At 52.3% G+C, this 26,853-nt stretch carries 20 protein-coding genes; 16 read left to right on the top strand and 4 right to left on the bottom strand.

Annotated elements, in window-relative coordinates:
* Window positions 1-56: 56 nt before the first annotated feature.
* The 9 genes from rpsA to HV311_RS16135 all read left to right on the top strand — a co-directional run bounded on the left by rpsA (window position 57) and on the right by HV311_RS16135 (window position 10,713).
* On the top strand, window positions 57-1,730 hold the full coding sequence (gene rpsA / locus HV311_RS16175; protein ID WP_003035776.1) for a 30S ribosomal protein S1: 1,674 nt from the start codon (window positions 57-59) through the stop codon (window positions 1,728-1,730).
* Window positions 1,731-1,890: 160 nt separating this feature from the next.
* Window positions 1,891-2,175 (top strand): integration host factor subunit beta, encoded by a 285-nt coding sequence (gene ihfB, locus HV311_RS16170; RefSeq protein WP_003035780.1) that lies wholly within the window; start codon window positions 1,891-1,893, stop codon window positions 2,173-2,175.
* Window positions 2,176-2,381: 206 nt separating this feature from the next.
* Window positions 2,382-4,646 (top strand): ComEC family protein, encoded by a 2,265-nt coding sequence (locus tag HV311_RS16165; RefSeq protein ID WP_191220176.1) that lies wholly within the window; start codon window positions 2,382-2,384, stop codon window positions 4,644-4,646.
* 36 nt (window positions 4,647-4,682) lie between these two features.
* Window positions 4,683-6,431: a lipid A ABC transporter ATP-binding protein/permease MsbA gene (gene msbA, locus HV311_RS16160; protein ID WP_047414130.1), complete on the top strand. Its 1,749-nt coding sequence runs from the start codon at window positions 4,683-4,685 to the stop codon at window positions 6,429-6,431.
* The gene (gene lpxK / locus HV311_RS16155) at window positions 6,428-7,405 is read left to right on the top strand and encodes a tetraacyldisaccharide 4'-kinase (protein WP_016152450.1); all 978 of its coding nucleotides are present in this window, start codon (window positions 6,428-6,430) and stop codon (window positions 7,403-7,405) included. Before msbA ends, lpxK begins: the two co-directional genes overlap by 4 nt.
* 41 nt (window positions 7,406-7,446) lie before the next feature.
* On the top strand, window positions 7,447-8,679 hold the full coding sequence (locus tag HV311_RS16150; RefSeq protein ID WP_016152451.1) for a winged helix-turn-helix domain-containing protein: 1,233 nt from the start codon (window positions 7,447-7,449) through the stop codon (window positions 8,677-8,679).
* Between the two features lie 51 nt (window positions 8,680-8,730).
* Window positions 8,731-8,913: a protein YcaR gene (gene ycaR, locus HV311_RS16145; protein WP_003035793.1), complete on the top strand. Its 183-nt coding sequence runs from the start codon at window positions 8,731-8,733 to the stop codon at window positions 8,911-8,913.
* Window positions 8,910-9,656, top strand: a complete 747-nt coding sequence (gene kdsB / locus HV311_RS16140; protein WP_016152452.1) for a 3-deoxy-manno-octulosonate cytidylyltransferase — start codon at window positions 8,910-8,912, stop codon at window positions 9,654-9,656. The genes ycaR and kdsB overlap by 4 nt, the downstream gene beginning before the upstream one ends.
* A 163-nt stretch (window positions 9,657-9,819) precedes the next feature.
* On the top strand, window positions 9,820-10,713 hold the full coding sequence (locus HV311_RS16135; RefSeq protein WP_016156120.1) for a YcbJ family phosphotransferase: 894 nt from the start codon (window positions 9,820-9,822) through the stop codon (window positions 10,711-10,713).
* 35 nt (window positions 10,714-10,748) lie between these two features.
* Here the strand turns inward: HV311_RS16135 and elyC are convergent, their stop codons facing one another.
* Window positions 10,749-11,513 (bottom strand): envelope biogenesis factor ElyC, encoded by a 765-nt coding sequence (elyC, locus tag HV311_RS16130; RefSeq protein ID WP_016152454.1) that lies wholly within the window; start codon window positions 11,511-11,513, stop codon window positions 10,749-10,751.
* Window positions 11,514-11,648: 135 nt separating this feature from the next.
* On the opposite strand from elyC, the gene cmoM reads away from it, so the two are divergent.
* The 7 genes from cmoM (at window position 11,649) to HV311_RS16095 (ending at window position 22,321) form a co-directional block, all read left to right on the top strand.
* The gene (gene cmoM, locus HV311_RS16125) at window positions 11,649-12,452 is read left to right on the top strand and encodes a tRNA uridine 5-oxyacetic acid(34) methyltransferase CmoM (RefSeq protein WP_049042122.1); all 804 of its coding nucleotides are present in this window, start codon (window positions 11,649-11,651) and stop codon (window positions 12,450-12,452) included.
* Window positions 12,445-13,767: a chromosome partition protein MukF gene (gene mukF / locus HV311_RS16120; RefSeq protein WP_016156123.1), complete on the top strand. Its 1,323-nt coding sequence runs from the start codon at window positions 12,445-12,447 to the stop codon at window positions 13,765-13,767. The genes cmoM and mukF overlap by 8 nt, the downstream gene beginning before the upstream one ends.
* Window positions 13,748-14,452 (top strand): chromosome partition protein MukE, encoded by a 705-nt coding sequence (gene mukE, locus HV311_RS16115; protein WP_016152457.1) that lies wholly within the window; start codon window positions 13,748-13,750, stop codon window positions 14,450-14,452. The genes mukF and mukE overlap by 20 nt, the downstream gene beginning before the upstream one ends.
* Window positions 14,452-18,912, top strand: coding sequence for a chromosome partition protein MukB (gene mukB / locus HV311_RS16110; protein WP_191220175.1), 4,461 nt, complete (start codon window positions 14,452-14,454; stop codon window positions 18,910-18,912). The genes mukE and mukB overlap by 1 nt, the downstream gene beginning before the upstream one ends.
* A gap of 255 nt (window positions 18,913-19,167) precedes the next feature.
* Window positions 19,168-20,919, top strand: coding sequence for a L,D-transpeptidase (gene ldtD / locus HV311_RS16105; RefSeq protein WP_191220174.1), 1,752 nt, complete (start codon window positions 19,168-19,170; stop codon window positions 20,917-20,919).
* A 177-nt stretch (window positions 20,920-21,096) separates the two neighbouring features.
* A complete protein-coding gene (locus HV311_RS16100; RefSeq protein WP_016152461.1) occupies window positions 21,097-21,645 on the top strand; it encodes a YcbK family protein in 549 nt (182 codons plus the stop codon).
* A gap of 28 nt (window positions 21,646-21,673) precedes the next feature.
* Window positions 21,674-22,321 carry an MBL fold metallo-hydrolase gene (locus tag HV311_RS16095; RefSeq protein WP_003035823.1) on the top strand — a complete coding sequence of 216 codons (648 nt, stop codon included), beginning with the start codon at window positions 21,674-21,676 and terminating at the stop codon, window positions 22,319-22,321.
* Between the two features lie 54 nt (window positions 22,322-22,375).
* On the opposite strand, the gene aspC is transcribed toward HV311_RS16095, so the two are convergent.
* The 3 genes from aspC to asnS all read right to left on the bottom strand — a co-directional run bounded on the left by aspC (window position 22,376) and on the right by asnS (window position 26,827).
* Window positions 22,376-23,566 carry an aspartate transaminase gene (gene aspC / locus HV311_RS16090; RefSeq protein WP_191220173.1) on the bottom strand — a complete coding sequence of 397 codons (1,191 nt, stop codon included), beginning with the start codon at window positions 23,564-23,566 and terminating at the stop codon, window positions 22,376-22,378.
* Window positions 23,567-23,749: 183 nt separating this feature from the next.
* The gene (ompF, locus tag HV311_RS16085; protein WP_016156126.1) at window positions 23,750-24,826 is read right to left on the bottom strand and encodes a porin OmpF; all 1,077 of its coding nucleotides are present in this window, start codon (window positions 24,824-24,826) and stop codon (window positions 23,750-23,752) included.
* Between the two features lie 600 nt (window positions 24,827-25,426).
* The gene (asnS, locus tag HV311_RS16080) at window positions 25,427-26,827 is read right to left on the bottom strand and encodes an asparagine--tRNA ligase (RefSeq protein ID WP_016152464.1); all 1,401 of its coding nucleotides are present in this window, start codon (window positions 26,825-26,827) and stop codon (window positions 25,427-25,429) included.
* Window positions 26,828-26,853 lie beyond the last annotated feature (26 nt).

Below are 26,853 nucleotides of genomic sequence, written 5' to 3'. Positions count from 1 at the left end.
AACCCCATCCGGCATGGAGCCAGGTGGACGTTAAATATGAAACCTGAAGATTAAACATGACTGAATCTTTTGCTCAACTGTTTGAAGAATCCTTAAAAGAAATCGAAACCCGTCCGGGTTCCATCGTTCGTGGTGTTGTTGTTGCTATCGACAAAGACGTAGTACTGGTTGACGCTGGTCTGAAATCTGAGTCCGCCATTCCGGCAGAGCAGTTCAAAAACGCCCAGGGCGAGTTGGAAATCCAGGTTGGTGACGAAGTTGACGTTGCTCTGGATGCAGTAGAAGACGGCTTCGGTGAAACCCTGCTGTCCCGTGAAAAAGCTAAACGTCACGAAGCTTGGATCACGCTGGAAAAAGCTTACGAAGAAGCTGCAACCGTTACTGGTGTTATCAATGGCAAAGTCAAGGGTGGCTTCACTGTTGAGCTGAATGGTATTCGCGCGTTCCTGCCGGGTTCCCTGGTAGACGTTCGTCCGGTCCGCGACACGCTGCACCTGGAAGGCAAAGAGCTTGAATTCAAAGTAATCAAGCTGGATCAGAAGCGTAACAACGTTGTTGTTTCCCGTCGTGCCGTTATCGAATCCGAAAACAGCGCAGAACGCGATCAGCTGCTGGAAAACCTGCAGGAAGGCATGGAAGTTAAAGGTATCGTTAAGAACCTCACTGACTACGGTGCATTCGTTGATCTGGGTGGCGTTGACGGCCTGCTGCACATCACCGACATGGCATGGAAACGCGTTAAGCATCCGAGCGAAATCGTAAACGTTGGCGACGAAATCACTGTTAAAGTGCTGAAGTTCGACCGCGAGCGTACTCGTGTATCTCTGGGCCTGAAACAGCTGGGCGAAGATCCATGGGTAGCTATCGCTAAGCGTTATCCGGAAGGTACCAAACTGACTGGTCGCGTGACCAACCTGACCGACTACGGCTGCTTCGTTGAAATCGAAGAAGGCGTTGAAGGCCTGGTTCACGTTTCCGAAATGGATTGGACCAACAAAAACATCCACCCGTCCAAAGTTGTTAACGTTGGCGATGTAGTGGAAGTTATGGTTCTGGATATCGACGAAGAACGTCGTCGTATCTCCCTGGGTCTGAAGCAGTGCAAAAATAACCCATGGCAGCAGTTCGCGGAAACCCACAACAAGGGCGACCGTGTTGAAGGTAAAATCAAGTCTATCACTGACTTCGGTATCTTCATCGGCCTGGACGGCGGCATCGACGGCCTGGTTCACCTGTCTGACATCTCCTGGAACGTTGCAGGCGAAGAAGCAGTTCGTGAATACAAAAAAGGCGACGAAATCGCAGCTGTTGTTCTGCAGGTTGACGCAGAACGTGAGCGTATCTCTCTGGGCGTTAAACAGCTCGCAGAAGATCCGTTCAACAACTGGGTTGCACTGAACAAGAAAGGCGCAATCGTAAACGGTAAAGTCACTGCAGTTGATGCTAAAGGCGCAACCGTAGAACTGGCTGACGGCGTTGAAGGTTACCTGCGCGCTTCTGAAGCTTCCCGCGACCGCGTTGAAGATGCAACTCTGGTTCTGAGCGTAGGCGACGACGTTGAAGCTAAATTCACCGGCGTTGATCGTAAGAACCGCGCAATCAGCCTGTCTGTTCGTGCTAAAGACGAAGCTGATGAGAAAGATGCAATCGCAACTGTTAACAAACAGGAAGATGCTAACTTCTCTAACAACGCAATGGCTGAAGCTTTCAAAGCAGCTAAAGGCGAGTAATATCGAGTGCTCCTAAATCCTTTGTGCTGTTAACAGCACAAAGGGTGACGAGTAGCTTGACAGATTACAGGATTCGTCCTGTAATCAATGACAAAGGGCGGCTAAGGCCGCCCTTAATCAATGCAGCAGCTAATTATGCCTTTAAGGAACCGGAGGAATCATGACCAAGTCAGAATTGATTGAAAGACTTGCAACCCAGCAACCTCATATTCCCGCGAAAGCGGTTGAAGATGCAGTTAAAGAGATGCTGGAACATATGGCCTCGACTCTTGCGCAGGGCGAGCGTATTGAAATCCGCGGTTTCGGCAGTTTCTCTTTGCATTACCGCGCACCGCGCACCGGACGTAATCCGAAGACCGGCGATAAAGTGGACCTGGAAGGAAAATACGTTCCGCACTTTAAACCAGGTAAAGAACTGCGCGATCGCGCCAATATTTACGGTTAAGTTTTTAGCGAGACTTAACGCCGAAAAAAGCACCCGCATGGGTGCTTTTTTCATTTCTGCCAGCCCATCCTGGAATCTCCATCCCAGTTAATTTGCACGTTACAAGCGCCGCTAAATGTTAGCGGAATGCATACCGTATAACGCTAAATTGGCACCAGACAACCGTCGAACATTACTGCACACTTCCTGCTACAGGGAGGTGACTGATGAAAATAACAACGGTTAGTACGAGTGCATTATTCGGCATTCTCCCGCTTATGCTATTACCTGCGTTACCTGACACGCTGTGCATCGGCGTTATATTTGGTCTGGCAATTCTGCTCTGCCTTATTTCTCACAGCCCTGTACGTTTCGCCGGATTAACCCTGCTATTTTTTCTTTGGGGAGTTCTGGCTGCGAAAGATGCGCTGTGGGCCGGTAATACGCTGCCTGCAAAAAGCCAGCAGGCCATCGTGCGGATAACCGGAACCGATAATATGACAACGCACTACGGCCAGATCACGCATCTGCAGGGGAAGCGGGTATTTCCTGCTATCGGAATTACTCTGTATGGGCAGTACCTACCCGGCAACGTTTGTGCGGGCCAGACATGGGCGATGACGTTGAAGGTTCGTGCCATACACGGTCAATTGAACGAGGGCGGGTTTGATAGCCAGCGTTACGCATTGGCGCAGCACCAGCTGCTGACGGGAAGATTTTTGCAGGCTTCGGTTATCACACAACAATGCAGTTTGCGTTCGCGGTATCTCTCCTCGTTGAAAAGCGCGCTCGCTGACTATCCCTGGCAGCAGGTTATACTGGGCCTGGGAATGGGGGAGCGCTTGTCCGTGTCACAAGCGGTGAAAACCATTATGCGTGATACCGGTACGGCCCATTTGATGGCTATCTCCGGGCTGCATATTGCATTTGCCGCACTTCTGGCTGCAGGATTAATTCGCGCGGGGCAATTTTTTATGCCAACCAGATGGATTTGCTGGCAGGTTCCGTTAGTTGGCGGGATCGTCTGCGCAACATTCTATGCCTGGTTAACGGGGCTACAGCCCCCGGCATTACGTACGGTTGTTGCGCTACTGGTCTGGGGAGGGCTAAAACTCAGCGGCAGGCAGTGGAGTGGATGGGCGGTGTGGATCTGCTGTCTGGCAGCCATTCTGGTGGTGGATCCTGTCGCCGTTCTTTCACAAAGTCTGTGGTTGTCTGCTTTTGCCGTTGCGGCGCTGCTGTTCTGGTATCAATGGGTTCCGATGCCGGATTGGCCGCTGTCGCGCGTTGGACGCCAATTTCTGGCGCTTGCTCATTTGCAATTGGGAATTACGCTCCTGCTTCTACCTGTGCAAATCGCGATGTTTCACGGTTTTAGCCTGACCTCATTTCTGGCGAATTTGTTTGCTGTACCGCTGGTTACGTTTATTTCCGTACCATTGATATTAGCAGGCATGATCGTGCATTTAACCGGGCTGGCGATGGTTGAGTCGAACCTATGGTATTTAGCGGATCGCTCCCTCGCGCTATTATTTTGGGGGCTCAGGAGCCTGCCTGAAGGGTGGATCAATATTGATGCACGTTGGCAATGGCTTGCATTTGTACCCGGACTCCTGCTCATCGCATATCGGCTGAACGCGTGGCGAACTATACCGGTAGTTTGCGTCACTGTGCTCCTTTTACTGAGCGCCCCGTTCTGGCGAACGCTACGTACTGATGTCTGGCAAGTGCATATGCTGGACGTCGGGCAGGGACTGGCGATGGTTATTTCGCGCAATGGGAAAGCGATTCTTTACGATACCGGTCTGGCATGGCCTGAAGGCGATAGCGCGCAACAGCTGATTATTCCCTGGCTACGCTGGCACAACCTGGAGCCAGAAGGCGTTATTTTAAGCCATGAGCATATGGATCACCGGGGCGGGTTGCGTTCGCTGCAGCAAGCCTGGCCGTCGCTATGGATAAGAAGCCCATTAGGTTGGGAAGGGCATCTCCCGTGTTTACGCGGGGAGCGCTGGCAATGGCAAGGGTTAACCTTTAGTGCGCATTGGCCCGTGCGTGGAAATAAAGATCTGGGGAATAACCACTCCTGCGTGGTTAAGGTCGATGACGGGCATCAGAGTATTCTGCTGACCGGAGATATTGAGTCTCCCGCTGAACAAAAAATGCTCAGTCACTACTGGCAGCATCTGCAGTCTACGGTGATACAGGTTCCACATCATGGTAGCAATACCTCATCATCGCAGGCGCTGATTCAGCGGGTCGGCGGGCAGGCCGCGTTAGCCTCCGCATCCCGTTACAATGCCTGGCGTCTCCCGTCCAGGAAAGTGAAGCAACGTTATCGGCAACAAAATTATCAATGGTTGGATACACCCCACCAGGGGCAGATTACGCTGGATTTTTATCAAAAAAACTGGCGAATAAACAGCTTGCGGGATCAGATTTTACCTCGTTGGTATCATCAGTGGTTTGGCGTGTCGGAGGATAACGGGTAGAATATGCGGCTATTCTAACAAATGCTGGTTTTTTGAATGCATAACGATAAAGATCTCTCTACGTGGCAGACGTTTCGCCGACTATGGCCAACCATAGCGCCTTTTAAATCGGGTCTGATCGTGGCGGGTATAGCGTTAATCCTGAACGCGGCCAGCGATACCTTCATGCTATCGCTCCTTAAGCCATTACTGGATGATGGTTTTGGTAAAACGGATCGCTCGGTGCTGCAGTGGATGCCGCTGGTGGTCATTGGACTAATGGTTCTTCGCGGATTCACCAGCTATGTCTCCAGCTACTGCATCTCATGGGTATCAGGCAAAGTGGTCATGACCATGCGTCGCCGCCTGTTTGGCCATATGATGGGCATGCCGGTCTCCTATTTTGATAAACAGTCTACAGGTACGCTGTTGTCACGTATTACCTATGATTCAGAGCAGGTCGCGTCATCGTCCTCCGGCGCGCTGATCACCGTGGTACGTGAAGGGGCTTCAATTATTGGCCTGTTTATCATGATGTTCTATTACAGCTGGCAGCTGTCATTGATCCTGATTGTACTGGCGCCAATTGTTTCAGTGGCGATTCGTATAGTTTCCAAGCGTTTTCGTAGCATCAGTAAAAATATGCAAAACACCATGGGGCAGGTTACGACCAGTGCGGAGCAGATGCTAAAAGGCCACAAAGAAGTTCTGATTTTTGGTGGTCAGGAAGTCGAAACTAAACGCTTTGATAAAGTCAGCAATAAGATGCGTTTGCAGGGCATGAAGATGGTTTCCGCCTCTTCTATCTCCGATCCTATCATCCAACTGATTGCGTCTCTGGCTCTGGCCTTCGTGTTGTATGCAGCCAGTTTCCCAAGCGTAATGGAAAACCTGACTGCAGGGACAATTACGGTTGTCTTCTCGTCAATGATCGCGTTGATGCGTCCGTTGAAATCGCTGACCAACGTCAACGCACAGTTCCAGCGCGGTATGGCGGCCTGCCAGACCTTATTTACGATTCTGGATAGCGAGCAGGAAAAAGATGAAGGTACACGCGAAATCGAACGCGCTACCGGCAATCTCGAGTTCCGCAACGTGACATTCACCTATCCAGGACGTGAAGTACCTGCGCTGCGCAACATCAACCTGAATATTCCAGCGGGGAAAACCGTTGCCCTGGTTGGCCGTTCAGGTTCAGGGAAATCCACCATCGCCAGCTTGATCACGCGCTTCTATGATATTGATGAAGGGCAGATTCTAATGGACGGACACGATCTACGTGAATATACCCTGGCATCCTTGCGCGATCAGGTCGCGTTGGTTTCGCAGAATGTGCACCTGTTTAACGATACGGTTGCCAACAACATCGCCTACGCGCGTACCGATTTGTACAGCCGTGAGCAGATCGAAAAAGCGGCGAAAATGGCTTACGCCATGGATTTCATCAATAAGATGGACAATGGCCTGGATACGGTGATTGGCGAAAACGGCGTCCTGCTATCTGGTGGTCAGCGTCAGCGTATCGCTATTGCCCGCGCCTTGTTGCGTGACAGTCCGATTCTGATCCTTGATGAAGCAACGTCGGCACTCGATACCGAGTCTGAACGCGCAATTCAGGCTGCTCTGGATGAGCTTCAGAAAAACCGTACCTCCCTGGTGATTGCTCACCGCCTTTCTACCATTGAACAGGCGGATGAAATCATCGTGGTGGAAGACGGTATTATTGTTGAGCGTGGAACCCATAGCGAGCTGATTGAGCAGCGTGGGGTGTATGCACAATTACATAAAATGCAATTCGGTCAATGATCGCTCGAATCTGGTCTGGTGAGTCGCCGCTGTGGCGACTGTTACTCCCGCTCTCCTGGCTGTATGGCCTGGTGAGTGGGGGGATCCGCTTATGTTACAAGCTTGGGATTAAACGCGCGTGGCGTGCACCAGTCCCGGTTGTGGTGGTCGGAAACCTGACCGCGGGTGGCAATGGCAAAACACCAGTGGTCATTTGGCTGGTTGAACAACTGCGTCAACGTGGGATTCGCGTGGGCGTGGTGTCGCGTGGTTATGGCGGGAAAGCGGCTGCTTACCCGCTGTTACTGACCGCAGATACCACTACGGCAGAAGCGGGTGATGAACCTGTGCTGATCGCCCAACGTACCGGCGTGCCCGTAGCGGTATCCCCGGTAAGATCGGATGCGGTCAAAGCCATTTTGGCCCAACACGATGTGCAGATGATTGTGACGGACGATGGGCTACAGCACTACCGTCTGGCGCGAGATGTTGAAATCGTGGTTATTGACGGAGAACGTCGGTTTGGCAATGGCTGGTGGCTTCCCGCGGGTCCCATGCGGGAACGCGCAGGCCGGCTTAAATCGGTGGATGCGACTATCGTTAACGGTGGCGTTGCGCAGCCAGGGGAAATCCCTATGCGACTTGAACCGGGGCTGGCCGTTAATTTACGTACGGGTGAACGCCGCGATGTGTCGCAGCTGTCCAATATTGTCGCCATGGCGGGCATTGGCCATCCACCGCGTTTTTTTGCCACGCTGGAAGCATGCGGTGCCAGCGTGCAAAAAAGTATTGCGCTGGCAGACCATCAGTCTCTGACCTACAGTGACGTCAGTGCGTTTGCAGACGCCGGGCAAACGCTGGTGATGACGGAAAAAGATGCGGTTAAGTGCCGTGCATTTGCCGATGAAAACTGGTGGTATTTACCTGTTGACGCTCATTTGTCAGGCGATCGGCCTGATATGTTGCTGGATAGCTTAATCTCGCTGACTCGCTAACTGATTCACGCTGCGGCAGCGAATCATTTATGAGGCCATAAATGTCGTTGCCGCGTCTTTCTTTGACGGATGCCCGTCATCTTCACCTTGCCGCTCAAGGGCTGCTGAAAAAAACACGCCGTCGGGCAACCCCAGCAGATATTCTTGCTACCATTTCGCGCATGTCGTTATTGCAAATCGATACCATCAATATTGTGTCGCGCAGCCCTTACCTGGTGCTGTTTAGTCGGTTGGGTGATTATTCGCCCCAGTGGCTGGATGACGCATTGCAGCGGGGCGAACTGATGGAATACTGGGCGCACGAGGCCTGCTTTTTGCCGCGTAGCGACTTTATGCTGATACGTCACCGCATGCTGGCCCCGGAGAAAATGGGCTGGAAATATAAAGCGGAGTGGATGAAAGAACATGCGCATGAGATTGAGCAACTGCTCCAGCACATCCAGCATAACGGACCAGTACGCTCTGCCGATTTTGAGCATCTGCGCAAGGGGGCCAGCGGTTGGTGGGCATGGAAACCGCATAAGCGTCATCTTGAAGGCCTGTTCACCGCCGGGAAAGTGATGGTGGTGGAACGGCGTAATTTCCAGCGAGTGTATGATTTAACCCATCGCGTCATGCCGCACTGGGATGATGAACGCGACCGGCTTTCACAGGAAGAAGCAGAAAGCCTCATGCTGGATAACAGTGCCCGCAGTCTGGGGATTTTTCGCGAACAATGGCTGGCAGACTACTATCGCCTGAAGCGTCCGGCGCTAAAAAACTGGTGCAACGTACGTGCACAGCAGCAACAGATTATTCCTGTCGATGTCGAAGGGTTAGGAACCCTGTGGCTGCATAGCCACCTTCAGCCGCTGCTGGAGCAGGCATTGACGGGTAAATTAACGGCGACGCATAGCGCAGTATTATCACCCTTTGATCCGGTGGTCTGGGATCGTAAACGGGCAGAGCAGCTATTCGATTTTAGCTATCGCCTCGAATGCTACACGCCAGCACCGAAACGTCAGTATGGTTATTTTGTCCTGCCGCTGCTGCATCGCGGGCAGTTAGTTGGGCGGATGGATGCCAAAATGCACCGCAAAACGGGCGTACTGGAAGTGATTTCGCTCTGGTTACAGGATGGCGTCAAACCTGGGGTTACTCTGCAAAAAGGATTGTTTCAGGCGATTGATGATTTTGCCCGCTGGCAGCAGGCAACACGTGTGACGCTGGGACGCTATCCTGAAGGTTTATTTGCTGATGCACGCCATGGTTGGGAAATAGACCCAGCACGGTAAGCGATTATGTTAATATTTACGGATTCACAATCCGGTCCATCTGGAGGAACTATGGATCATCGTCTGCTTGAAATCATTGCCTGCCCGGTATGCAATGGCAAACTCTGGTTTAACCAGGAAAAACAGGAACTGATTTGTAAACTGGATAACCTTGCTTTCCCACTGCGTGATGGCATTCCCGTGTTACTGGAAACCGAAGCTCGCGTTCTGACTGCTGATGAGAGTAAATCATGAGTTTTGTGGTCATTATTCCTGCGCGTTATGCGTCCACACGTTTGCCGGGCAAGCCGCTACTGGATATCAATGGCAAGCCGATGATCGTGCATGTGCTGGAACGTGCGCGTGAATCTGGCGCTGAACGTATTATTGTTGCGACCGATCACGAAGATGTCGCTCGCGCGGTAGAAGCGGTGGGTGGTGAAGTATGCATGACCCGCGCCGATCACCAGTCCGGTACGGAGCGTCTGGCGGAAGTCGTCGAGAAATGTGGCTTTAGCGATGATACCGTTATTGTGAACGTACAGGGTGATGAGCCGATGATCCCGGCGGTCATTATTCGCCAGGTCGCTGAGAATCTGGCGCAGCGCCAGGTCGGTATGGCGACCCTTGCTGCCCCGATTCACAGTGCGGAAGAGGCATTTAATCCGAATGCGGTGAAAGTCGTTCTGGACGCCGAAGGTTATGCGCTCTATTTTTCACGCGCGACCATTCCGTGGGATCGCGACCGTTTCGCTAAAAGCCTGGAAACGGTGGGTGACACCTTCTTGCGACATCTGGGTATTTACGGCTATCGCGCCGGTTTTATCCGCCGTTATGTTAACTGGCAGCCCAGCCCGCTTGAGCATATTGAAATGCTGGAGCAACTACGTGTGCTGTGGTACGGCGAAAAAATTCATGTTGCCGTCGCCAAAGAAGTACCCGGTACCGGCGTAGACACTGCCGAAGATCTTGAGCGCGTTCGCGCCGAAATGCGTTAGTTTTTCTCACGACACTCCCCCTGATGACGCGAATTTTTGGGAGGAGTGTCATATCGTTACGCTTTCCCGCCACTTTTCTTTTCATCAATTGATCTCATCCGGGTGACATCTGTCTGCACGACGCTCATTATGAAAGCAGTAGCATTTATGAGGGCAATCCGAAATGGAACAGTTGCGTGCCGAACTCAGTCATCTGTTGGGTGAAAAACTCAGTCGTATAGAATGCGTGAATGAAAAAGTGGATACGGCCCTGTGGTCACTGTACGACAGCCAGGGAAATCCGATGCCACTGATGGCGAGAAGTTTCACCACGCCGGGTATGGCGCAGCAGTTGGCATGGAAAACCTCCATGCTGGCGCGCAGTGGTACGGTGCGTATGCCCGTCATTTATGGGGTCTTAACCCACGAGGAACATCCCGGTCCTGATGTGCTACTGCTTGAGCGTTTACGTGGAGTGCCGGTGGAAGCGCCAGCCCGAACGCCCGAACGTTGGGAACATTTAAAAGATCAGATCGTAGAAGGTCTGCTGTCATGGCATCGACAGGATAGTGCTGGCTGCGTGGGAATGGTGGATAACACGCAAGAGAATATCTGGCCATCCTGGTATCGTCAGCGGGTTGAGGTGCTGTGGACCACGTTAAATCAGTTCAACAATACCGGGCTAACGATGCAGGACAAGCGGATCCTGTTTCGCACGCGTGAGTGTTTGCCTGCCTTATTTGAAGGATTCAATGATAACTGCGTGCTGATCCACGGTAATTTCAGTTTACGTAGCATGCTCAAAGACGCCCGTAGCGATCAGCTTCTGGCTATGGTGGGACCGGGGTTGATGCTGTGGGCGCCAAGGGAATATGAACTGTTCCGCTTGATGGATAATGCGCTGGCGGAAAGCCTGCTTTGGCAATACCTGCAGCGCGCGCCAGTGGCGGAGTCATTCATCTGGCGGCGCTGGTTGTATGTGTTATGGGATGAAGTGACGCAATTGGTCAACACCGGACGCTTTAATCGTTCCAACTTTGACCTGGCAACGAAATCATTGCTGCCGTGGCTCGCATGATAAACATGTGAACACCTTATCAGGCAACATTCCTGTCAATGTTCCGATCCTTTCAGCCACTGCCAGATGCGTCCCAGGGTTTCGTAACCAACGCGATCGCTGTGCATCAACCAGACGGGGGAGGGTATAGCACGCTCCCACGGATTAAGCGGTGAATCAATTGCTAACTGATTGGCTGGCGCTGGCAGCGGATGCAGGCCGGCCTGCTGGAAGAAGATCATCGCCCGCGGTAAGTGGGAGGCAGAGGTTACCAGCAGGAACGGCGCATTGCCGATGGTCTTCTTTACCGCTGCGGCTTCTTCTTCGGTATCTTTGGGGTGATCCAGGGTGATGATTTCATCGGCTGGCACCCCCAGCGACTGCGCTACGCGGGCGCCAGCTTCTGCGGTACTGACGTTATTCGTCTTTGCGGCAGCGCCGGTAAAGATGAGCTTCGATCCCGGGTTTGCGCGCCATAGGCGAATACCTTCATTCAGACGTGGAAGGCTGTTGCTGATCAGATTTGAACTCGGCGCCCACTGCGGATTCCAGGTATACCCTCCGCCCAGCACCACAATATATTCCACTTTTTGCGAACCTTGCCACGTTGGATAACTGTCCTCAATCGGTTTCAACAGGCTGTCGGCGACGGGCTGTAAACTAAGGAGTAACAGTGCCAGCCAACTCAGGCTAATACACACTTTCCCTGTTTTTTGAAAGCGACTGAACCAGACCAGCGCCAGGCCAATACCCATCATAATTAGCATCAGTGGCAGCGGCAGCATCATACCGCCAATCACTTTCTTCAGCGTAAAAAGCATCCTTTTTGGTTCCTTTTTTAACCATACAGCAGGGGATCTGCAGGGATATTACACCAGGAAGGTTCATTCTCGGCGTGGGTGTGACAAAATAGCGGTTTTACTTAGTCACCCTAAAGCCAGTATGTGGAGAGCCCGATGCGGGACCGCAATTTTGATGACATTGCAGAGAAGTTTTCCCGTAACATTTACGGCACCACCAAAGGTCAATTAAGACAGGCTATCCTTTGGCAGGATCTGGATCGATTACTGGAAACATTCGATGAGCAAAAACTGCACATTCTGGATGCCGGTGGTGGTGAAGGGCAAACGGCCATCAAAATGGCGGAACGAGGACATTTCGTCACATTATGCGATCTGTCTGGCGAGATGATCGCCCGAGCGCAACAGGCGGCAGAGGCAAAAGGTGTGAGCGGGAACATGCATTTTATACAATGCGCCGCTCAGGATGTTGCTTCGCATTTGGAAAGCCCGGTTGATCTGATATTGTTTCATGCTGTGCTGGAGTGGGTGACAGATCCGGTCAGCGTGTTGCAGACTCTGTGGTCAGTATTGCGTTCAGGCGGCGCGCTGTCGTTAATGTTCTACAATGCTAACGGTCTGTTGATGCATAACATGGTCGCAGGGAACTTTGACTATGTGCAGGTGGGGATGCCGAAACGTAAAAAGCGCACGCTTTCACCGGACTACCCGCGCGATCCGGGGCAGGTCTACCAGTGGCTGGACGAGATCGGTTGGCAGATAACCGGTAAAACGGGCGTCCGCGTGTTTCATGATTATCTGCGAGATAAACATAAACAGCATGACGACTTTGAAATGTTACTTGAGTTAGAAACGCGCTATTGCCGCCAGGAACCGTATATCAGCCTTGGGCGCTATATTCATGTCACCGCGATTAAAAGTTCGGCCCGAGCCGCAGATGCAAGGATAATTTATGAGTGAATTTTCCCAGACAGTCCCCGAACTGGTTGCCTGGGCCAGAAAAAATGACTTCTCCATCTCTCTGCCGGTAGACAGACTTTCGTTCCTGCTGGCGGTCGCGACCCTGAACGGTGAGCGACTTGACGGCGAGATGAGTGAAGGTGAGCTGGTGGATGCGTTCCGCCATGTGAGTGATGCGTTTGAGCAAACCAGCGAAACCATCGGCGTACGCGCCAACAACGCGATCAACGATATGGTGCGTCAACGTCTGCTGAACCGCTTTACCAGCGAGCAGGCGGAAGGCAACGCTATATATCGTTTAACGCCATTGGGAATTGGCATCACGGATTACTACATTCGTCAGCGCGAATTCTCTACGCTGCGTCTTTCAATGCAGCTGTCGATTGTTGCAGGTGAACTAAAGCGTGCGGCGGATGCGGCAGCGGAAGGTGGCGATGAGTTCCACTGGCATCGCAACGTCTACGCGCCATTGAAATACTCGGTGGCGGAGATTTTCGACAGTATCGATCTGACCCAGCGCATCATGGATGAACAGCAGCAGCAGGTAAAAGACGACATCGCACAGTTGCTTAATAAAGACTGGCGGGCGGCGATCTCCAGCTGTGAACTGCTGCTCTCTGAAACGTCTGGTACGCTGCGTGAACTGCAGGATACGCTGGAAGCGGCGGGGGATAAGCTACAGGCTCACCTGTTACACATCCAGGACGCCACGATGACGCATGACGATTTGCATTTCGTCGATCGGCTGGTGTTTGACTTACAAAGTAAGCTCGACCGCATTATCAGTTGGGGTCAGCAGTCCATTGATTTATGGATCGGCTACGATCGTCACGTGCATAAGTTTATCCGTACCGCGATCGATATGGATAAAAACCGCGTCTTTGCCCAGCGTTTGCGCCAGTCCGTGCAGACATACTTTGACGATCCGTGGGCGCTAACCTATGCCAACGCCGATCGTCTGCTGGATATGCGTGACGAGGAGATGGTGCTGCGTGACGAAGAGGTCACCGGCGAGCTTCCGGAAGATCTGGAATATGAAGAATTTAACGAGATCCGTGAACAGTTGGCGGCGATCATCGAAGAACAGCTAGCTATCTACAAATCCAGACAAACACCACTGGATCTCGGTTTGGTCGTGCGCGAGTATCTGGCGCAATACCCACGTGCGCGTCATTTCGACGTCGCGCGCATAGTTATCGATCAGGCGGTACGCCTTGGCGTAGCGCAAGCAGACTTCACCGGACTGCCAGCCAAATGGCAGCCGATTAATGATTACGGAGCCAAGGTACAGGCGCATGTCATTGACAAATATTGAACAAGTGATGCCGGTAAAGCTGGCGCAGGCGCTGGCGAATCCGTTATTTCCGGCGCTGGACAGCGCCTTACGTTCGGGCCGCCATATCGGTCTGGATGAACTGGATAATCATGCCTTCCTGATGGATTTTCAGGAATATTTTGAAGAGTTTTACAGCCGCTATAACGTGGAATTGATCCGTGCGCCGGAAGGGTTCTTCTACCTTCGCCCGCGTTCAACGACGCTCATTCCCCGTTCGGTCCTGTCTGAACTGGACATGATGGTCGGTAAAATTCTTTGCTATCTCTATCTCAGCCCGGAACGCCTGGCGAACGAAGGGATTTTTACCCAGCAAGAGTTGTACGACGAGCTGCTAACGCTGGCTGATGAAGCGAAGCTGCTGAAACTGGTGAACAACCGTTCAACCGGTTCAGATGTTGATCGCCAGAAGCTACAGGAAAAAGTTCGTTCTTCGCTAAACCGTCTGCGCCGTTTAGGCATGGTGTGGTTTATGGGTCACGACAGCAGCAAATTCCGTATTACGGAATCAGTCTTCCGCTTTGGCGCGGACGTGCGCAGCGGTGACGATCCGCGCGAAGCGCAGCGTCGCTTAATTCGTGATGGCGAAGCGATGCCGGTCGAGAACCGCCTGCAGCTCAACGATGAGCCCGAAGAGAATCAGCCGGACAGTGGAGAAGAAGAATAATGATTGAACGCGGTAAATTTCGCTCACTTACGCTGATTAACTGGAATGGTTTTTTTGCCCGTACATTCGACCTTGATGAACTGGTTACCACGCTGTCCGGCGGTAACGGTGCGGGTAAGTCCACCACCATGGCGGCATTTGTTACAGCGCTCATCCCGGACTTAACCCTGCTGCATTTCCGTAACACCACCGAAGCCGGTGCAACCAGTGGTTCACGTGATAAGGGCCTGCACGGTAAGTTGAAAGCGGGCGTCTGTTACTCAATGCTCGACGTCCTCAACTCGCGCCATCAGCGCGTGGTCGTGGGGGTGCGTTTGCAACAGGTTGCTGGTCGCGATCGTAAAGTGGATATCAAACCGTTTGCCATTCAGGGGCTGCCGATGTCGGTGCAGCCAACCCAACTGGTGACGGAAACGCTGAATGAACGCCAGGCGCGCGTGCTGTCCCTCTCTGAGCTGAAAGAGAAGCTTGATGAGATGGAAGGTGTGCAGTTTAAACAGTTCAACTCAATCACCGATTATCACTCACTGATGTTCGATCTGGGCATCATCGCCCGTCGTCTGCGTTCCGCGTCTGACCGTAGTAAATTCTATCGTCTGATTGAAGCCTCGCTGTACGGCGGGATCTCCAGTGCCATTACCCGTTCACTGCGTGACTACCTGCTGCCGGAAAACAGCGGCGTACGTAAAGCCTTCCAGGATATGGAAGCTGCGCTGCGTGAAAACCGCATGACGCTGGAAGCGATTCGCGTAACTCAGTCTGACCGCGATCTGTTTAAGCATTTGATCAGCGAAGCGACTAACTATGTGGCCGCGGATTATATGCGTCACGCCAACGAACGTCGTATCCATCTTGATAAAGCGCTGGAATATCGTCGTGAGCTGCATACTTCACGTAAGCAGCTGGCCGCGGAGCAGTATAAGCACGTGGATATGGCGCGCGAACTGGGCGAGCATAACGGCGCGGAAGGCGATCTGGAAGCTGATTACCAGGCCGCGAGCGATCACCTGAATCTGGTGCAAACCGCTCTGCGTCAGCAGGAAAAAATTGAACGCTACGAAGCGGATCTCGAAGAACTGCAGGTCCGTCTCGAAGAACAAAATGAGGTGGTCGCGGAAGCCGTTGACCGCCAGGATGAAAACGAAGCCCGCGCAGAAGCCGCGGAACTGGAAGTGGATGAGCTGAAAAGCCAGCTTGCCGATTATCAGCAAGCGCTGGACGTCCAGCAAACGCGAGCCATCCAATATACCCAGGCGATCCAGGCGCTGAATCGGGCGAAAGAGCTCTGCCACTTACCGGATCTGACCGCCGACAGCGCTGCTGAATGGCTGGAAACCTTCCAGGCTAAAGAGCAGGAAGCCACTGAAAAACTGCTGACGCTGGAACAAAAAATGAGCGTGGCGCAAACCGCGCACAGCCAGTTCGAACAGGCTTATCAGCTGGTGGCGGCTATCAATGGCCCGCTGGCGCGTGGTGAAGCCTGGAGCGTGGCGCGTGAACTGCTGCGGGAAGGCGTTGAACAGCGCCACCTGGCGGAACAGGTTCAGCCGTTGCGTATGCGACTCAGCGAACTGGAGCAGCGTCTGCGCGAACAGCAAGACGCCGAACGTCTGCTGGCTGAATTCTGCAAGCGTCAGGGTAAACAGTTCGATATCGATGAGCTGGAAGCGCTGCACCAGGAGCTGGAAGCACGCATCGCCGCCTTGTCGGACAGCGTCTCTTCTGCCAGCGAACAGCGTATGACGTTGCGTCAGGAGCAGGAACAGCTGCAGTCTCGTATCCAGCATCTGATGAAACGTGCGCCTGTCTGGCTGGCCGCGCAGAATAGCCTGAATCAGCTTAGCGAGCAGTGTGGCGAAGAGTTTACCTCAAGCCAGGATGTGACCGAGTATCTGCAACAACTGCTGGAGCGCGAGCGTGAAGCCATTGTTGAGCGTGATGAAGTCGGTGCGCGCAAAAATGCAGTTGATGAAGAAATTGAACGTTTAAGTCAGCCGGGCGGGGCGGAAGATCAGCGTCTGAACGCGCTGGCGGAGCGCTTCGGCGGCGTTCTGCTGTCAGAAATCTATGACGACGTTAGCCTTGAAGATGCGCCGTACTTCTCTGCGCTGTACGGTCCGTCGCGTCATGCCATCGTGGTGCCGGATCTGTCGCTGATTACCGAGCAGCTTGAAGGGCTGACGGATTGTCCGGAAGATCTCTATTTCATCGAAGGGGATCCGCAGTCGTTTGATGACAGCGTTTTCAGCGTTGATGAGCTGGAAAAAGCGGTAGTGGTGAAAACCGCCGAGCGTCAGTGGCGTTATTCCCGCTTCCCGACGGTGCCGATTTTTGGCCGTGCAGCGCGCGAAAGCCGTATTGAAACCCTGCATGCCGAGCGTGAAGGGCTGTCTGAACGTTTCGCAACGCTCTCCTTTGACGTCCAGAAAACCCAGCGTCTGCATCAGGCGTTCAGTCGTTTCATTGGCAGTCATTTGTCGGTGGCGTTTGAAGCCGATCCGGAAGCGGAAATTCGCCAACTGAATGGCCGTCGCGTTGAACTGGAACGTGCGCTGACCAATCATGAAAATGATAATCAGCAAAGCCGTATACAGTTTGAGCAGGCGAAAGAGGGGGTCTCCGCTCTTAACCGCCTTCTCCCGCGTTTGAATCTGCTGGCGGATGACACGCTGGCCGATCGCGTGGACGAAATTCGTGAGCGCCTGGATGAAGCCCAGGAAGCGGCGCGTTTTGTACAGCAACATGGCAACCAGTTAGCCAAACTGGAACCGATTGTTTCGGTCCTGCAAAATGACCCTGAGCAGTTTGAACAACTGAAGGAAGACTACGCGTATTCCCAACAGATGCAGCGCGATGCACGTCAGCAAGCTTTTGCTCTGACCGAAGTGGTGCAGCGCCGGGCGCACTTTAGCTATTCCGACTCTGCTGAAATGCTTAGCGGCAACAGCGATCTGAACGAAAAACTGCGTGAGCGCCTGGAACAGGCGGAAGCTGAACGTACCCGCGCCCGTGAAGCGCTACGCAGTCACGCTGCACAGTTAAGCCAGTACAACCAGGTCATGGCGTCGCTGAAAAGCTCCTATGACACCAAAAAAGAGCTGCTTAACGATTTACAACGTGAACTGCAGGATATTGGCGTTCGTGCGGACAGCGGTGCCGAAGAGCGCGCGCGTATTCGTCGTGATGAACTGCATGCGCAGCTCAGCAATAACCGTGCCCGCCGTAACCAACTGGAAAAAGCGTTGACCTTCTGCGAAGCGGAGATGGAAAACCTGACCCGCAGGTTGCGCAAGCTGGAACGTGATTATTTTGAAATGCGCGAGCAGGTGGTTACCGCGAAAGCCGGATGGTGTGCGGTGATGCGGATGGTGAAAGATAACGGCGTTGAACGCCGCCTGCACCGTCGTGAGCTGGCGTATCTTTCCGGTGATGAACTGCGCTCGATGTCGGATAAGGCGCTTGGTGCGCTGCGCCTGGCGGTTGCGGATAACGAACACCTGCGTGATGTACTGCGCATGTCTGAAGATCCAAAACGTCCAGAGCGTAAAATTCAGTTCTTTGTCGCGGTTTATCAGCATCTGCGTGAGCGTATTCGCCAGGATATTATCCGTACCGACGATCCGGTTGAAGCGATCGAACAGATGGAGATTGAGCTGAGCCGTCTGACGGAAGAATTAACGTCCCGCGAACAGAAACTGGCGATCAGCTCTCGCAGCGTGGCGAATATCATTCGTAAGACCATTCAGCGCGAACAGAACCGTATTCGCATGCTGAACCAGGGGCTGCAAAGCGTGTCGTTTGGCCAGGTAAACAGCGTTCGTCTGAACGTCAACGTACGCGAGACGCATGCTACCTTGCTGGACGTACTTTCCGAACAGCATGAGCAGCACCAGGATCTGTTTAACAGCAATCGTCTGACCTTCTCTGAAGCGCTGGCGAAGTTGTATCAGCGTCTGAATCCGCAGATTGATATGGGGCAACGTACGCCGCAAACCATTGGTGAAGAGCTGCTGGATTACCGTAACTATCTGGAAATGGAAGTTGAGGTTAACCGTGGCTCTGACGGCTGGCTGCGTGCTGAATCTGGCGCGCTGTCAACGGGTGAAGCGATCGGGACCGGGATGTCTATTCTGGTGATGGTTGTGCAAAGCTGGGAAGACGAAGGGCGTAGACTGCGCGGGAAAGATATTTCTCCTTGCCGTCTACTGTTCCTGGATGAAGCTGCGCGACTTGATGCACGCTCTATCGCGACTCTGTTTGAACTGTGCGAGCGTCTGCAAATGCAGCTGATTATCGCAGCTCCAGAAAACATTAGCCCGGAGAAAGGCACCACCTACAAACTGGTGCGTAAAGTCTTCCAGAACACCGAACACGTTCACGTGGTAGGTCTGCGCGGGTTTGCGCCTCAGTTACCTGAGCCGCTGCCTGGCACCGAAGATGCCTCCTCGCAGGCAAGCTAAATAAAAGGCGGCTAAATGGCCGCCTTCTTTTTTCCGGAAATTCTCAATAACTGGTGTAATTTCTTTAAACTTCTTTACATTAGGTTAGGCAAAAATTTTTTCATGTTTATATACTAAAGGTAAGCCTAACGCGTGACAGGCTTGCTCGTCATACTTCAGCTTGTATTGGCGTTTTACAGGTTCGGCCCCGCCAAAATAAGGGGAAGACATACGGCCTGGCTACTCAAAGTATGATAAAAAAACAGGGGGCAAGGGATGTTGCTTAATAAAATGTGTGGTCGTCGGCTGTCGGCAATTAGTTTGTGCCTGGCCGTAACATTCGCTCCACTGTTCAATGCGCAGGCCGATGAGCCTGAAATGATCCCTGGCGATAGCTCAGCGACCGTCAGTGAACAGCCAACAGCGTTATCGCAGCCGCAGGCTCAATCTTCCGCGACGGCTATCATGGCAGGTATTCAACCACTGCCCGAGGGCGTGTCAGTTGATAAAGCCCGCGCCGAATTACAATCTCAACTTCCAGCGGGCTTCACACCGGTTTATATGAGCCAACTGGAACTGCTGTATGCCGCACGCGAAATGAAACCGATGTGGGAAAATCGTGATGCGGTAAAAGCCTTTCAGCAACAGTTAGCTGAAGTGGCGATTGCCGGCTTTCAGCCGCAGTTCACCACCTGGGTCGCTTTACTGACTGACCCAGCAGTAACCGGTCAGGCGCGAGATATCGTGCTCTCAGATGCGATGATGGGGTATCTGCACTTTATTGCCAACATCCCCGTCAAAGGCAATCGCTGGCTCTATAGCGATAAGCCCTATGCGCTGACGACGCCGCCGATTTCCGTGATCAACCAATGGCAAGTCGCGCTGGATAACGGTCAACTGACTTCGTTTGTCGCCAGCCTGGCACCGCAACATCCGCAGTACGCAGCCATGCATGAATCGCTGCTCAAGCTGGTGGGCGATACGCGGCCCTGGCCGCAACTGACCAGTACCGCGACGCTGCGTCCGGGGGAGTGGAGTAACGACATCCCTGCGCTGCGTGAAATTTTGCGCCGTACCGGGATGCTGGAGTCTGTTGTTAGTACGGCTGCCAAAGAAGGCCGTAGCGCTTACGATCGTGAACTTGTTGACGCGGTTAAGCGTTTTCAGACGTGGCAGGGGCTTGGGGCCGATGGCGCGATTGGCCCAGCCACGCGTGACTGGCTGAACGTGACGCCCGCTCAACGTGCGGGCGTGCTGGCGTTAAATATTCAGCGCTTGCGCCTGCTGCCGGGTACGCTGTCTACCGGTATCATGGTGAATATTCCTGCCTACTCGCTGGTGTATTATCAGAACGGCAATCAGGTACTGGCCTCGCGCGTTATCGTCGGACGTCCCGATCGTAAAACGCCGATGATGAGCAGTGCGCTGAATAACGTGGTCGTTAACCCGCCGTGGAACGTGCCGCCGACGCTGGCCCGGAAGGATATTCTGCCTAAGGTTTGGAATGACCCGGGGTATCTTGAGCGTCACGGCTATACCGTAATGCGCGGCTGGAACAGCAAAGAGACGATAGATCCGTGGCAGGTTGACTGGGCCACCATCACCGCCTCCAATCTGCCGTTCCGCTTCCAGCAGGCTCCGGGAGCGCGTAACTCGCTCGGACGCTATAAATTCAATATGCCGAGTTCGGATGCTATTTATCTGCACGATACGCCGAATCACACTCTGTTCCAGAAGGATACGCGGGCGTTAAGCTCCGGCTGCGTACGCGTGAACAAGGCATCTGAGCTGGCGAATATGCTGCTACAGGATGCGGGGTGGAATGATACGCGCATCTCGGATGCCCTGAAGCAAGGGGATACAAGGTACGTGAATATTCGCCAGAATATCCCCGTTAACCTCTACTATCTGACCGCATTTGTTGGCCCGGATGGTCGCACGCAGTATCGTACAGATATTTACAATTACGATCAGACAGCGCGATCCAGTGCACAAATTGTGTCAAAAGCTGAACAATTAATCAGATAAATGAAGCAGTTCGAGGAAAATAATTGTCGTAAGTTATGCTGGAAACGGGGCGAAATGGCTGCAAGCCCCGTATTTCCTGGGGTTGGGAGCCTTGACGTGGACTACTTAGCCAGATAAGGTTTCCCGCGTGCGCTAGAGCATACATACGATAACATTGACCTTGTAGACCTTAAAACCATGGACAAATTTGACGCTAATCGCCGCAAACTGCTGGCGCTTGGTGGCATTGCCCTCGGCGCTGCCATCCTGCCTACGCCTGCGTTTGCTACACTCTCTACCCCACGTCCGCGCATTTTGACTCTGAATAACCTGCATACCGGTGAGTCAATAAAAGCAGAGTTTTTTGATGGCAGGGGCTATATTCAGGACGAATTAGCTAAACTTAATCACTTTTTCCGTGATTTTCGTGCGAATAAAGTGAAATCCATCGATCCGGGATTGTTCGATCAACTCTTCCGTCTGCAGGGCCTGCTGGGCACGCGTAAACCCGTACAGCTTATTTCTGGTTACCGCTCTATTGATACCAATAATGAATTACGTGCGCACAGCCGCGGTGTGGCAAAGAAAAGCTACCACACGAAAGGGCAGGCCATGGATTTCCATATTGAAGGCATCGCATTAAGTAATATTCGCAAAGCTGCGTTATCTATGCGCGCAGGTGGTGTAGGATACTACCCACGCAGTAACTTTGTGCATATTGACACCGGACCGGCGCGTCATTGGTGATCCATAAGCTTAATGAAACAGGAGCCGTATGAACTATCGTATTATTCCGGTCACTGCATTCGCCCAGAACTGCTCGTTAATCTGGTGTGAGCAAACCCGTCTGGCTGCGCTGGTCGATCCCGGCGGCGATGCTGAGAAAATCAAACAGGAAGTCGATGCCAGTGGCCTGACGCTAATGCAGATCCTGCTCACCCATGGTCATCTTGATCACGTAGGTGCGGCGGCTGAACTGGCACAGCATTATGGTGTACCGGTTATTGGTCCGGAAAAAGAAGATGAGTTCTGGTTACAAGGACTTCCTGCTCAGAGTCGCATGTTTGGCCTGGGCGATTGTGAGCCGCTGACGCCCGATCGCTGGTTGAATGAAGGCGACCGGGTAAGCGTGGGTAACGTGACGTTGCAGGTACTGCATTGCCCGGGTCACACGCCGGGACATGTGGTCTTCTTTGATGAACAATCAAAGCTACTGATTTCTGGTGACGTGATTTTCAAAGGCGGCGTAGGGCGCAGCGATTTTCCTCGCGGAGATCATAGTCAATTGATTGATTCGATTAAACGTAAACTGTTGCCGTTGGGCGATGACGTGACGTTTATTCCGGGTCACGGCCCACTTTCGACGTTGGGCAACGAACGGCTACATAATCCGTTCCTGCAGGATGAAATGCCAGTCTGGTAACACCGCAGATAAATGAAAAAGGCCGCTATTGCGGCCTTTTTAGTACGCGATAGATTACAGTACTGCGACAATCGCTTCGCACAGCGGCGCCATGTTATCTGGCGTCATTCCTGCTACGTTCACACGTCCGGAAGCGACGGCATAGACACCAAACTCTTCACGCAGACGCAGAACCTGCTCTTTGGTCAGGCCGCTGAATGAGAACATGCCGTTCTGTTTGATGATAAAGCTGAAGTCGCGGTTCGCACCTTTCTCCTGCAGCGTATTCACAAACAGCAAACGCATGCGTTGGATGCGTTGACGCATATCAGTCAGTTCCTGCTCCCAGATAGCGCGCAGGGCATCGTTGCTCAGGATGGTTGCCACAACCGACGCACCGTGTGCTGGTGGGTTGGAATAGTTGGCACGAATGACGGATTTCATCTGGCTAAACGCGCGGTCGACGGTTTCAGCATCGGCTGCAACCAGCGTACAGGCGCCTACGCGCTCATTGTACAGACCAAAGTTCTTGGAGTAGGAGCTGGCGACGATCAGCTCTTTGTGCAGCGCAGCGAATGCGCGCAGACCTTCTGCATCTTCTTCCAGACCGCGGGCAAAGCCCTGGTATGCGAAGTCAAACAGCGGCAACCAACCTTTTTCGACAGAAAGCTGAGCCAGCGTTTGCCACTGCTCCAGCGTAGGATCGATACCGGTTGGGTTATGGCAGCAGCCGTGGAATAACACCACGTCGCCAGCCTGCGCTTCGCTGAGGCTTGCCAGCAGCGCATCAAAGTCTAATGAGTGGTTCGCGGCATCGTAATAGTTGTATTCACGAACTTCCAGACCGGCAGAGTTAAAGACGCTCTTATGGTTTGGCCAGCTTGGATTGCTCACCCATACGCGTTTAGCTGAGGTGTTTTTTGCCAGGAAATCAGCGGCCACACGCAGTGCGCCAGTGCCGCCAGGAGTCTGTGCTGTACGCGCACGTTTGTTGTTGATAAGCGAACTTTCTTTACCAAACAGTAATTCCTGAGTGCAGCGACCAAACTCTGGAATACCGTCGATGCCAAGGTAATTTTTGGTGGTTTCATTTTCCAGTATATATTGCTCGGCTTTTTTAACGCTGGTCAGTACCGGCGTTTTACCTGTCTCATCTTTATATACACCGATCCCAAGGTTTATTTTTCCTGGGCGGTCATCGGCACGAAACAAATCAGCCAGACCCAAAATGGGGTCGGCAGGAGCGGCAGTAATGTTCTCAAACATGACGAGGTTCCATAGTGATTACAGAAGGGAAGTCCGCTATCAGGTTAACGGTAGATTTACAAAATGCCAACCGTTACTGACGAAAAGCCGAGGTGTTTTTTTAAGACGCAAGAATCCGCTAGCAGAGATAAAAAAACAGGACCGAAGTCCTGTTTTTTAGGCATTTAACAAAGAGGTCTGCTATTAGAACTGGTAAACGATACCCACTGCAACGGTGTCGTCAGAGCCTACGCCCAGTTTGTTGTCAGAATCGATCTGGTTGATGATGTAATCAACATAGGTGGACATGTTTTTGTTGAAGTAGTAAGTCGCACCCACTTCGAAGTAGTTCACCAGATCTACGTCGCCGATTCCTTCGATGTCCTTACCTTTAGATTTGGTATAGGCGAGGGACGGACGCAGGCCGAAGTCGAACTGGTACTGAGCAACCAACAGGACGTCTTCAGTTTTGTTAGCATAACCGTTAGCGATGCGGGTTGCGTTACGGGTTTCGCTGTAGTTCGCCGCCAGGTAGATGTTGTTAGCATCGTATTTCAAGCCGGTCGCCCACTGCTCAGCTTTGTCGCCGTGGCCGCGCAGAAGTGGGTTTTGCTGGGCATCGGTACGATCAGCTGCACCATACGCACCTACGATACCAAAACCTTCGAATTCGTAGCTAACAGAGCCGCCAACGCCATCACCGTTAGAGCGACGAACGTCATCACGCTCGTTTTTGCCCAGGTACTGAACAGCGAAGTTCAGGCCTTCAACCAAACCGAAGAAGTTAGAGTTACGGTAAGTTGCGAGACCGCCGTTACGCTGGGAGAAGAACTGGTCGGAAGCAGCAGTGTCACCACCGAATTCTGGCAGCATATCGGTGTAACCCAGTGCATCGTAAACGACGCCGTAGTTACGACCGTAATCGAAGGAGCCTGCATCACCGAATTTCAGACCGGCAAACGCCAGACGGGTTTTGTTGCCATTCTGAGCATCATCACCGCCTTCAGAGTTATTGCCACTGAACTGGTATTCCCACTGGCCGTAACCGGTCAGTTGGTCGTTAATCTGAGTTTCCCCTTTGAAACCAAGACGGGCGTAAGTCTGATCGCCATTAGGTGCGTAGGCATTGTCACCGTTGTGCTTGGAAAAATAGTGCAGACCTACTGCTTTACCGTACAGGTCTACTTTGTTGCCATCTTTGTTATAGATTTCTGCAGCGTTAGCTGCCCCGGCTACCAGCAGAGCAGGGATAACCACTGCCAGAATATTGCGCTTCATCATTATTTATTACCCTCATCGGTTTTTATATGACACCTGCCACTGCCGCCAATAATTTCCGTCAATAAAAATTTACGGAACTATTGATGAGAGTTTGGTGTCTTTATGTGTCTGACAGGCATTTTTCCATTCAAACTATCGTTTCGCTACCGTCAAAGTGCTACAAATATAAAGATTTGGTTTCAAAAAGAAAAGGTGTGTAACAAAATGTTATTTTTGTGCAACTTTGTGAACAACTTCAAATTTCAGATGTCCGTGCGCTAAAAATCACCACTTCTATTTCTATTTATATGATTTTCTTATATTTAATTTAGATAAACTCCTTTTTTCTCTGTTCTGCCATAAAGTTCATGGTTTACAGATGGCTATTTCTGGACGTCTGGAATGCCGTGCAAGTGGTCAGAAAATGTACTATTTAATCAGAAAATGCTAATCCACAATAAAAATGCTGATTATTTTTTGTTCAAATATGTTGCGGTGAAATATTACGTAACAGGAAGGGGGAAGGCGAAGGGTTGTGTTAAACGCGGGAGGGGGATCCCAAAACGTGAAGCGGTGACAAAAAAAGCCAGCAATGCTGGCTTTTGTATCAAAAATGCAGGGTTAGAACGTGGCGTTGCGCGGGGTACGCGGGAACGGAATAACGTCACGGACGTTCTGCACGCCGGTAACGTAAGCGATCAAACGCTCAAAGCCCAAACCGAAGCCGGAATGTGGAACGGTACCGTAGCGACGCAGGTCGCGATACCACCAGTAATCTTCTTTGTTCAGACCCATTTCCAGCATACGGGCATCCAGGACGTCCAGACGCTCTTCACGCTGAGAACCACCGATGATTTCACCGATTCCTGGAGCCAGGACGTCCATTGCTGCAACGGTTTTACCGTCTTCGTTAAGGCGCATATAAAACGCTTTGATATCTTTCGGGTAGTTTTTAACGACGACCGGCGCTTTAAAGTGCTCTTCAGCAAGGTAACGTTCGTGCTCAGAAGACAGATCCACACCCCAGTAAACCGGGTTTTCGAACTGTTTGCCGCATTTTTCCAGAATGCTTACCGCGTCGGTGTAATCCACCTGCGCGAAGTCAGCCTCAATGAAACGTTCCAGGCGTGAAATCGCGTCTTTGTCGACACGTTCGGCGAAGAATTTCATATCATCCGCACGCTCAGCCAGTACGGCTTTGAACGCGTACTTCAGCATCGCTTCAGCCAGGCCTGCAACATCGTTCAGGTCGGCGAAAGCCACTTCCGGTTCCAGCATCCAGAACTCTGCCAGGTGACGACTGGTATTAGAGTTTTCTGCACGGAACGTCGGGCCAAAGGTATAAATTTTGGACAGAGCACAGGCGTAGGTTTCGCCGTTCAGCTGACCGGAAACGGTCAGGAAAGCTTCTTTACCAAAGAAGTCTTTGTCGAAATCGACTTTGCCCTGATCGTTACGCGGCAGGTTTTCCAGATCCAGCGTAGACACGCGGAACATTTCACCGGCACCTTCCGTATCGGAAGCGGTGATCAGCGGAGTCGATACCCAAAAGAAACCCTGCTCGTGGAAGAAGCGATGCAGCGCTTGCGCCAGCGTATGACGTACTCGCGCGACAGCACCAATCATGTTGGTACGTGGACGCATGTGCGCCACTTCACGCAGATACTCAATGCTGTGACGCTTAGCCGCCATTGGATAGGTATCAGGATCTTCAACCCAGCCGGCTACTTCAACCTCAGTGGCCTGAATTTCAAAGCTCTGTCCTTGTCCAGGAGATGCAACGACTTTACCCGTTACGATAACTGAACAACCCGTCGTCAGGCGCAGTACGTCCTGATTGTAATTGGGCAGAGAATTATTGATGACGGCCTGTACAGGATCAAAGCAGGAACCGTCATAAACGGCGAGGAAGGAGATGCCAGCTTTTGAATCTCGGCGGGTACGCACCCATCCGCGCACGGTGACTTCGCTGTCAACGGCTACGCGGCCCTGGAGTACGTCGGCTACAGGCACAACGCTCATAATATTCTCTCTGTTAATAGTCGGAT

This window comes from Citrobacter sp. RHBSTW-00881 (genome assembly GCF_013728515.1).
Lineage (GTDB): Bacteria > Pseudomonadota > Gammaproteobacteria > Enterobacterales > Enterobacteriaceae > Citrobacter > Citrobacter braakii.
Note: the sequence above shows the minus strand (reverse complement) of the source record. Positions and strands in the feature narration are given on the sequence as shown.

What these genes read in the sequence shown, in the direction of transcription:
- rpsA (WP_003035776.1), top strand. Translation starts at nt 57, where the DNA reads ATGACTGAATCTTTTGCTCAACTGTTTGAAGAATCCTTAAAAGAAATC.
- ihfB (WP_003035780.1), top strand. Translation starts at nt 1,891, where the DNA reads ATGACCAAGTCAGAATTGATTGAAAGACTTGCAACCCAGCAACCTCAT.
- HV311_RS16165 (WP_191220176.1), top strand. Translation starts at nt 2,382, where the DNA reads ATGAAAATAACAACGGTTAGTACGAGTGCATTATTCGGCATTCTCCCG.
- msbA (WP_047414130.1), top strand. Translation starts at nt 4,683, where the DNA reads ATGCATAACGATAAAGATCTCTCTACGTGGCAGACGTTTCGCCGACTA.
- lpxK (WP_016152450.1), top strand. Translation starts at nt 6,428, where the DNA reads ATGATCGCTCGAATCTGGTCTGGTGAGTCGCCGCTGTGGCGACTGTTA.
- HV311_RS16150 (WP_016152451.1), top strand. Translation starts at nt 7,447, where the DNA reads ATGTCGTTGCCGCGTCTTTCTTTGACGGATGCCCGTCATCTTCACCTT.
- ycaR (WP_003035793.1), top strand. Translation starts at nt 8,731, where the DNA reads ATGGATCATCGTCTGCTTGAAATCATTGCCTGCCCGGTATGCAATGGC.
- kdsB (WP_016152452.1), top strand. Translation starts at nt 8,910, where the DNA reads ATGAGTTTTGTGGTCATTATTCCTGCGCGTTATGCGTCCACACGTTTG.
- HV311_RS16135 (WP_016156120.1), top strand. Translation starts at nt 9,820, where the DNA reads ATGGAACAGTTGCGTGCCGAACTCAGTCATCTGTTGGGTGAAAAACTC.
- elyC (WP_016152454.1), bottom strand. Translation starts at nt 11,513, where the DNA reads ATGCTTTTTACGCTGAAGAAAGTGATTGGCGGTATGATGCTGCCGCTG.
- cmoM (WP_049042122.1), top strand. Translation starts at nt 11,649, where the DNA reads ATGCGGGACCGCAATTTTGATGACATTGCAGAGAAGTTTTCCCGTAAC.
- mukF (WP_016156123.1), top strand. Translation starts at nt 12,445, where the DNA reads ATGAGTGAATTTTCCCAGACAGTCCCCGAACTGGTTGCCTGGGCCAGA.
- mukE (WP_016152457.1), top strand. Translation starts at nt 13,748, where the DNA reads ATGTCATTGACAAATATTGAACAAGTGATGCCGGTAAAGCTGGCGCAG.
- mukB (WP_191220175.1), top strand. Translation starts at nt 14,452, where the DNA reads ATGATTGAACGCGGTAAATTTCGCTCACTTACGCTGATTAACTGGAAT.
- ldtD (WP_191220174.1), top strand. Translation starts at nt 19,168, where the DNA reads ATGTTGCTTAATAAAATGTGTGGTCGTCGGCTGTCGGCAATTAGTTTG.
- HV311_RS16100 (WP_016152461.1), top strand. Translation starts at nt 21,097, where the DNA reads ATGGACAAATTTGACGCTAATCGCCGCAAACTGCTGGCGCTTGGTGGC.
- HV311_RS16095 (WP_003035823.1), top strand. Translation starts at nt 21,674, where the DNA reads ATGAACTATCGTATTATTCCGGTCACTGCATTCGCCCAGAACTGCTCG.
- aspC (WP_191220173.1), bottom strand. Translation starts at nt 23,566, where the DNA reads ATGTTTGAGAACATTACTGCCGCTCCTGCCGACCCCATTTTGGGTCTG.
- ompF (WP_016156126.1), bottom strand. Translation starts at nt 24,826, where the DNA reads ATGATGAAGCGCAATATTCTGGCAGTGGTTATCCCTGCTCTGCTGGTA.
- asnS (WP_016152464.1), bottom strand. Translation starts at nt 26,827, where the DNA reads ATGAGCGTTGTGCCTGTAGCCGACGTACTCCAGGGCCGCGTAGCCGTT.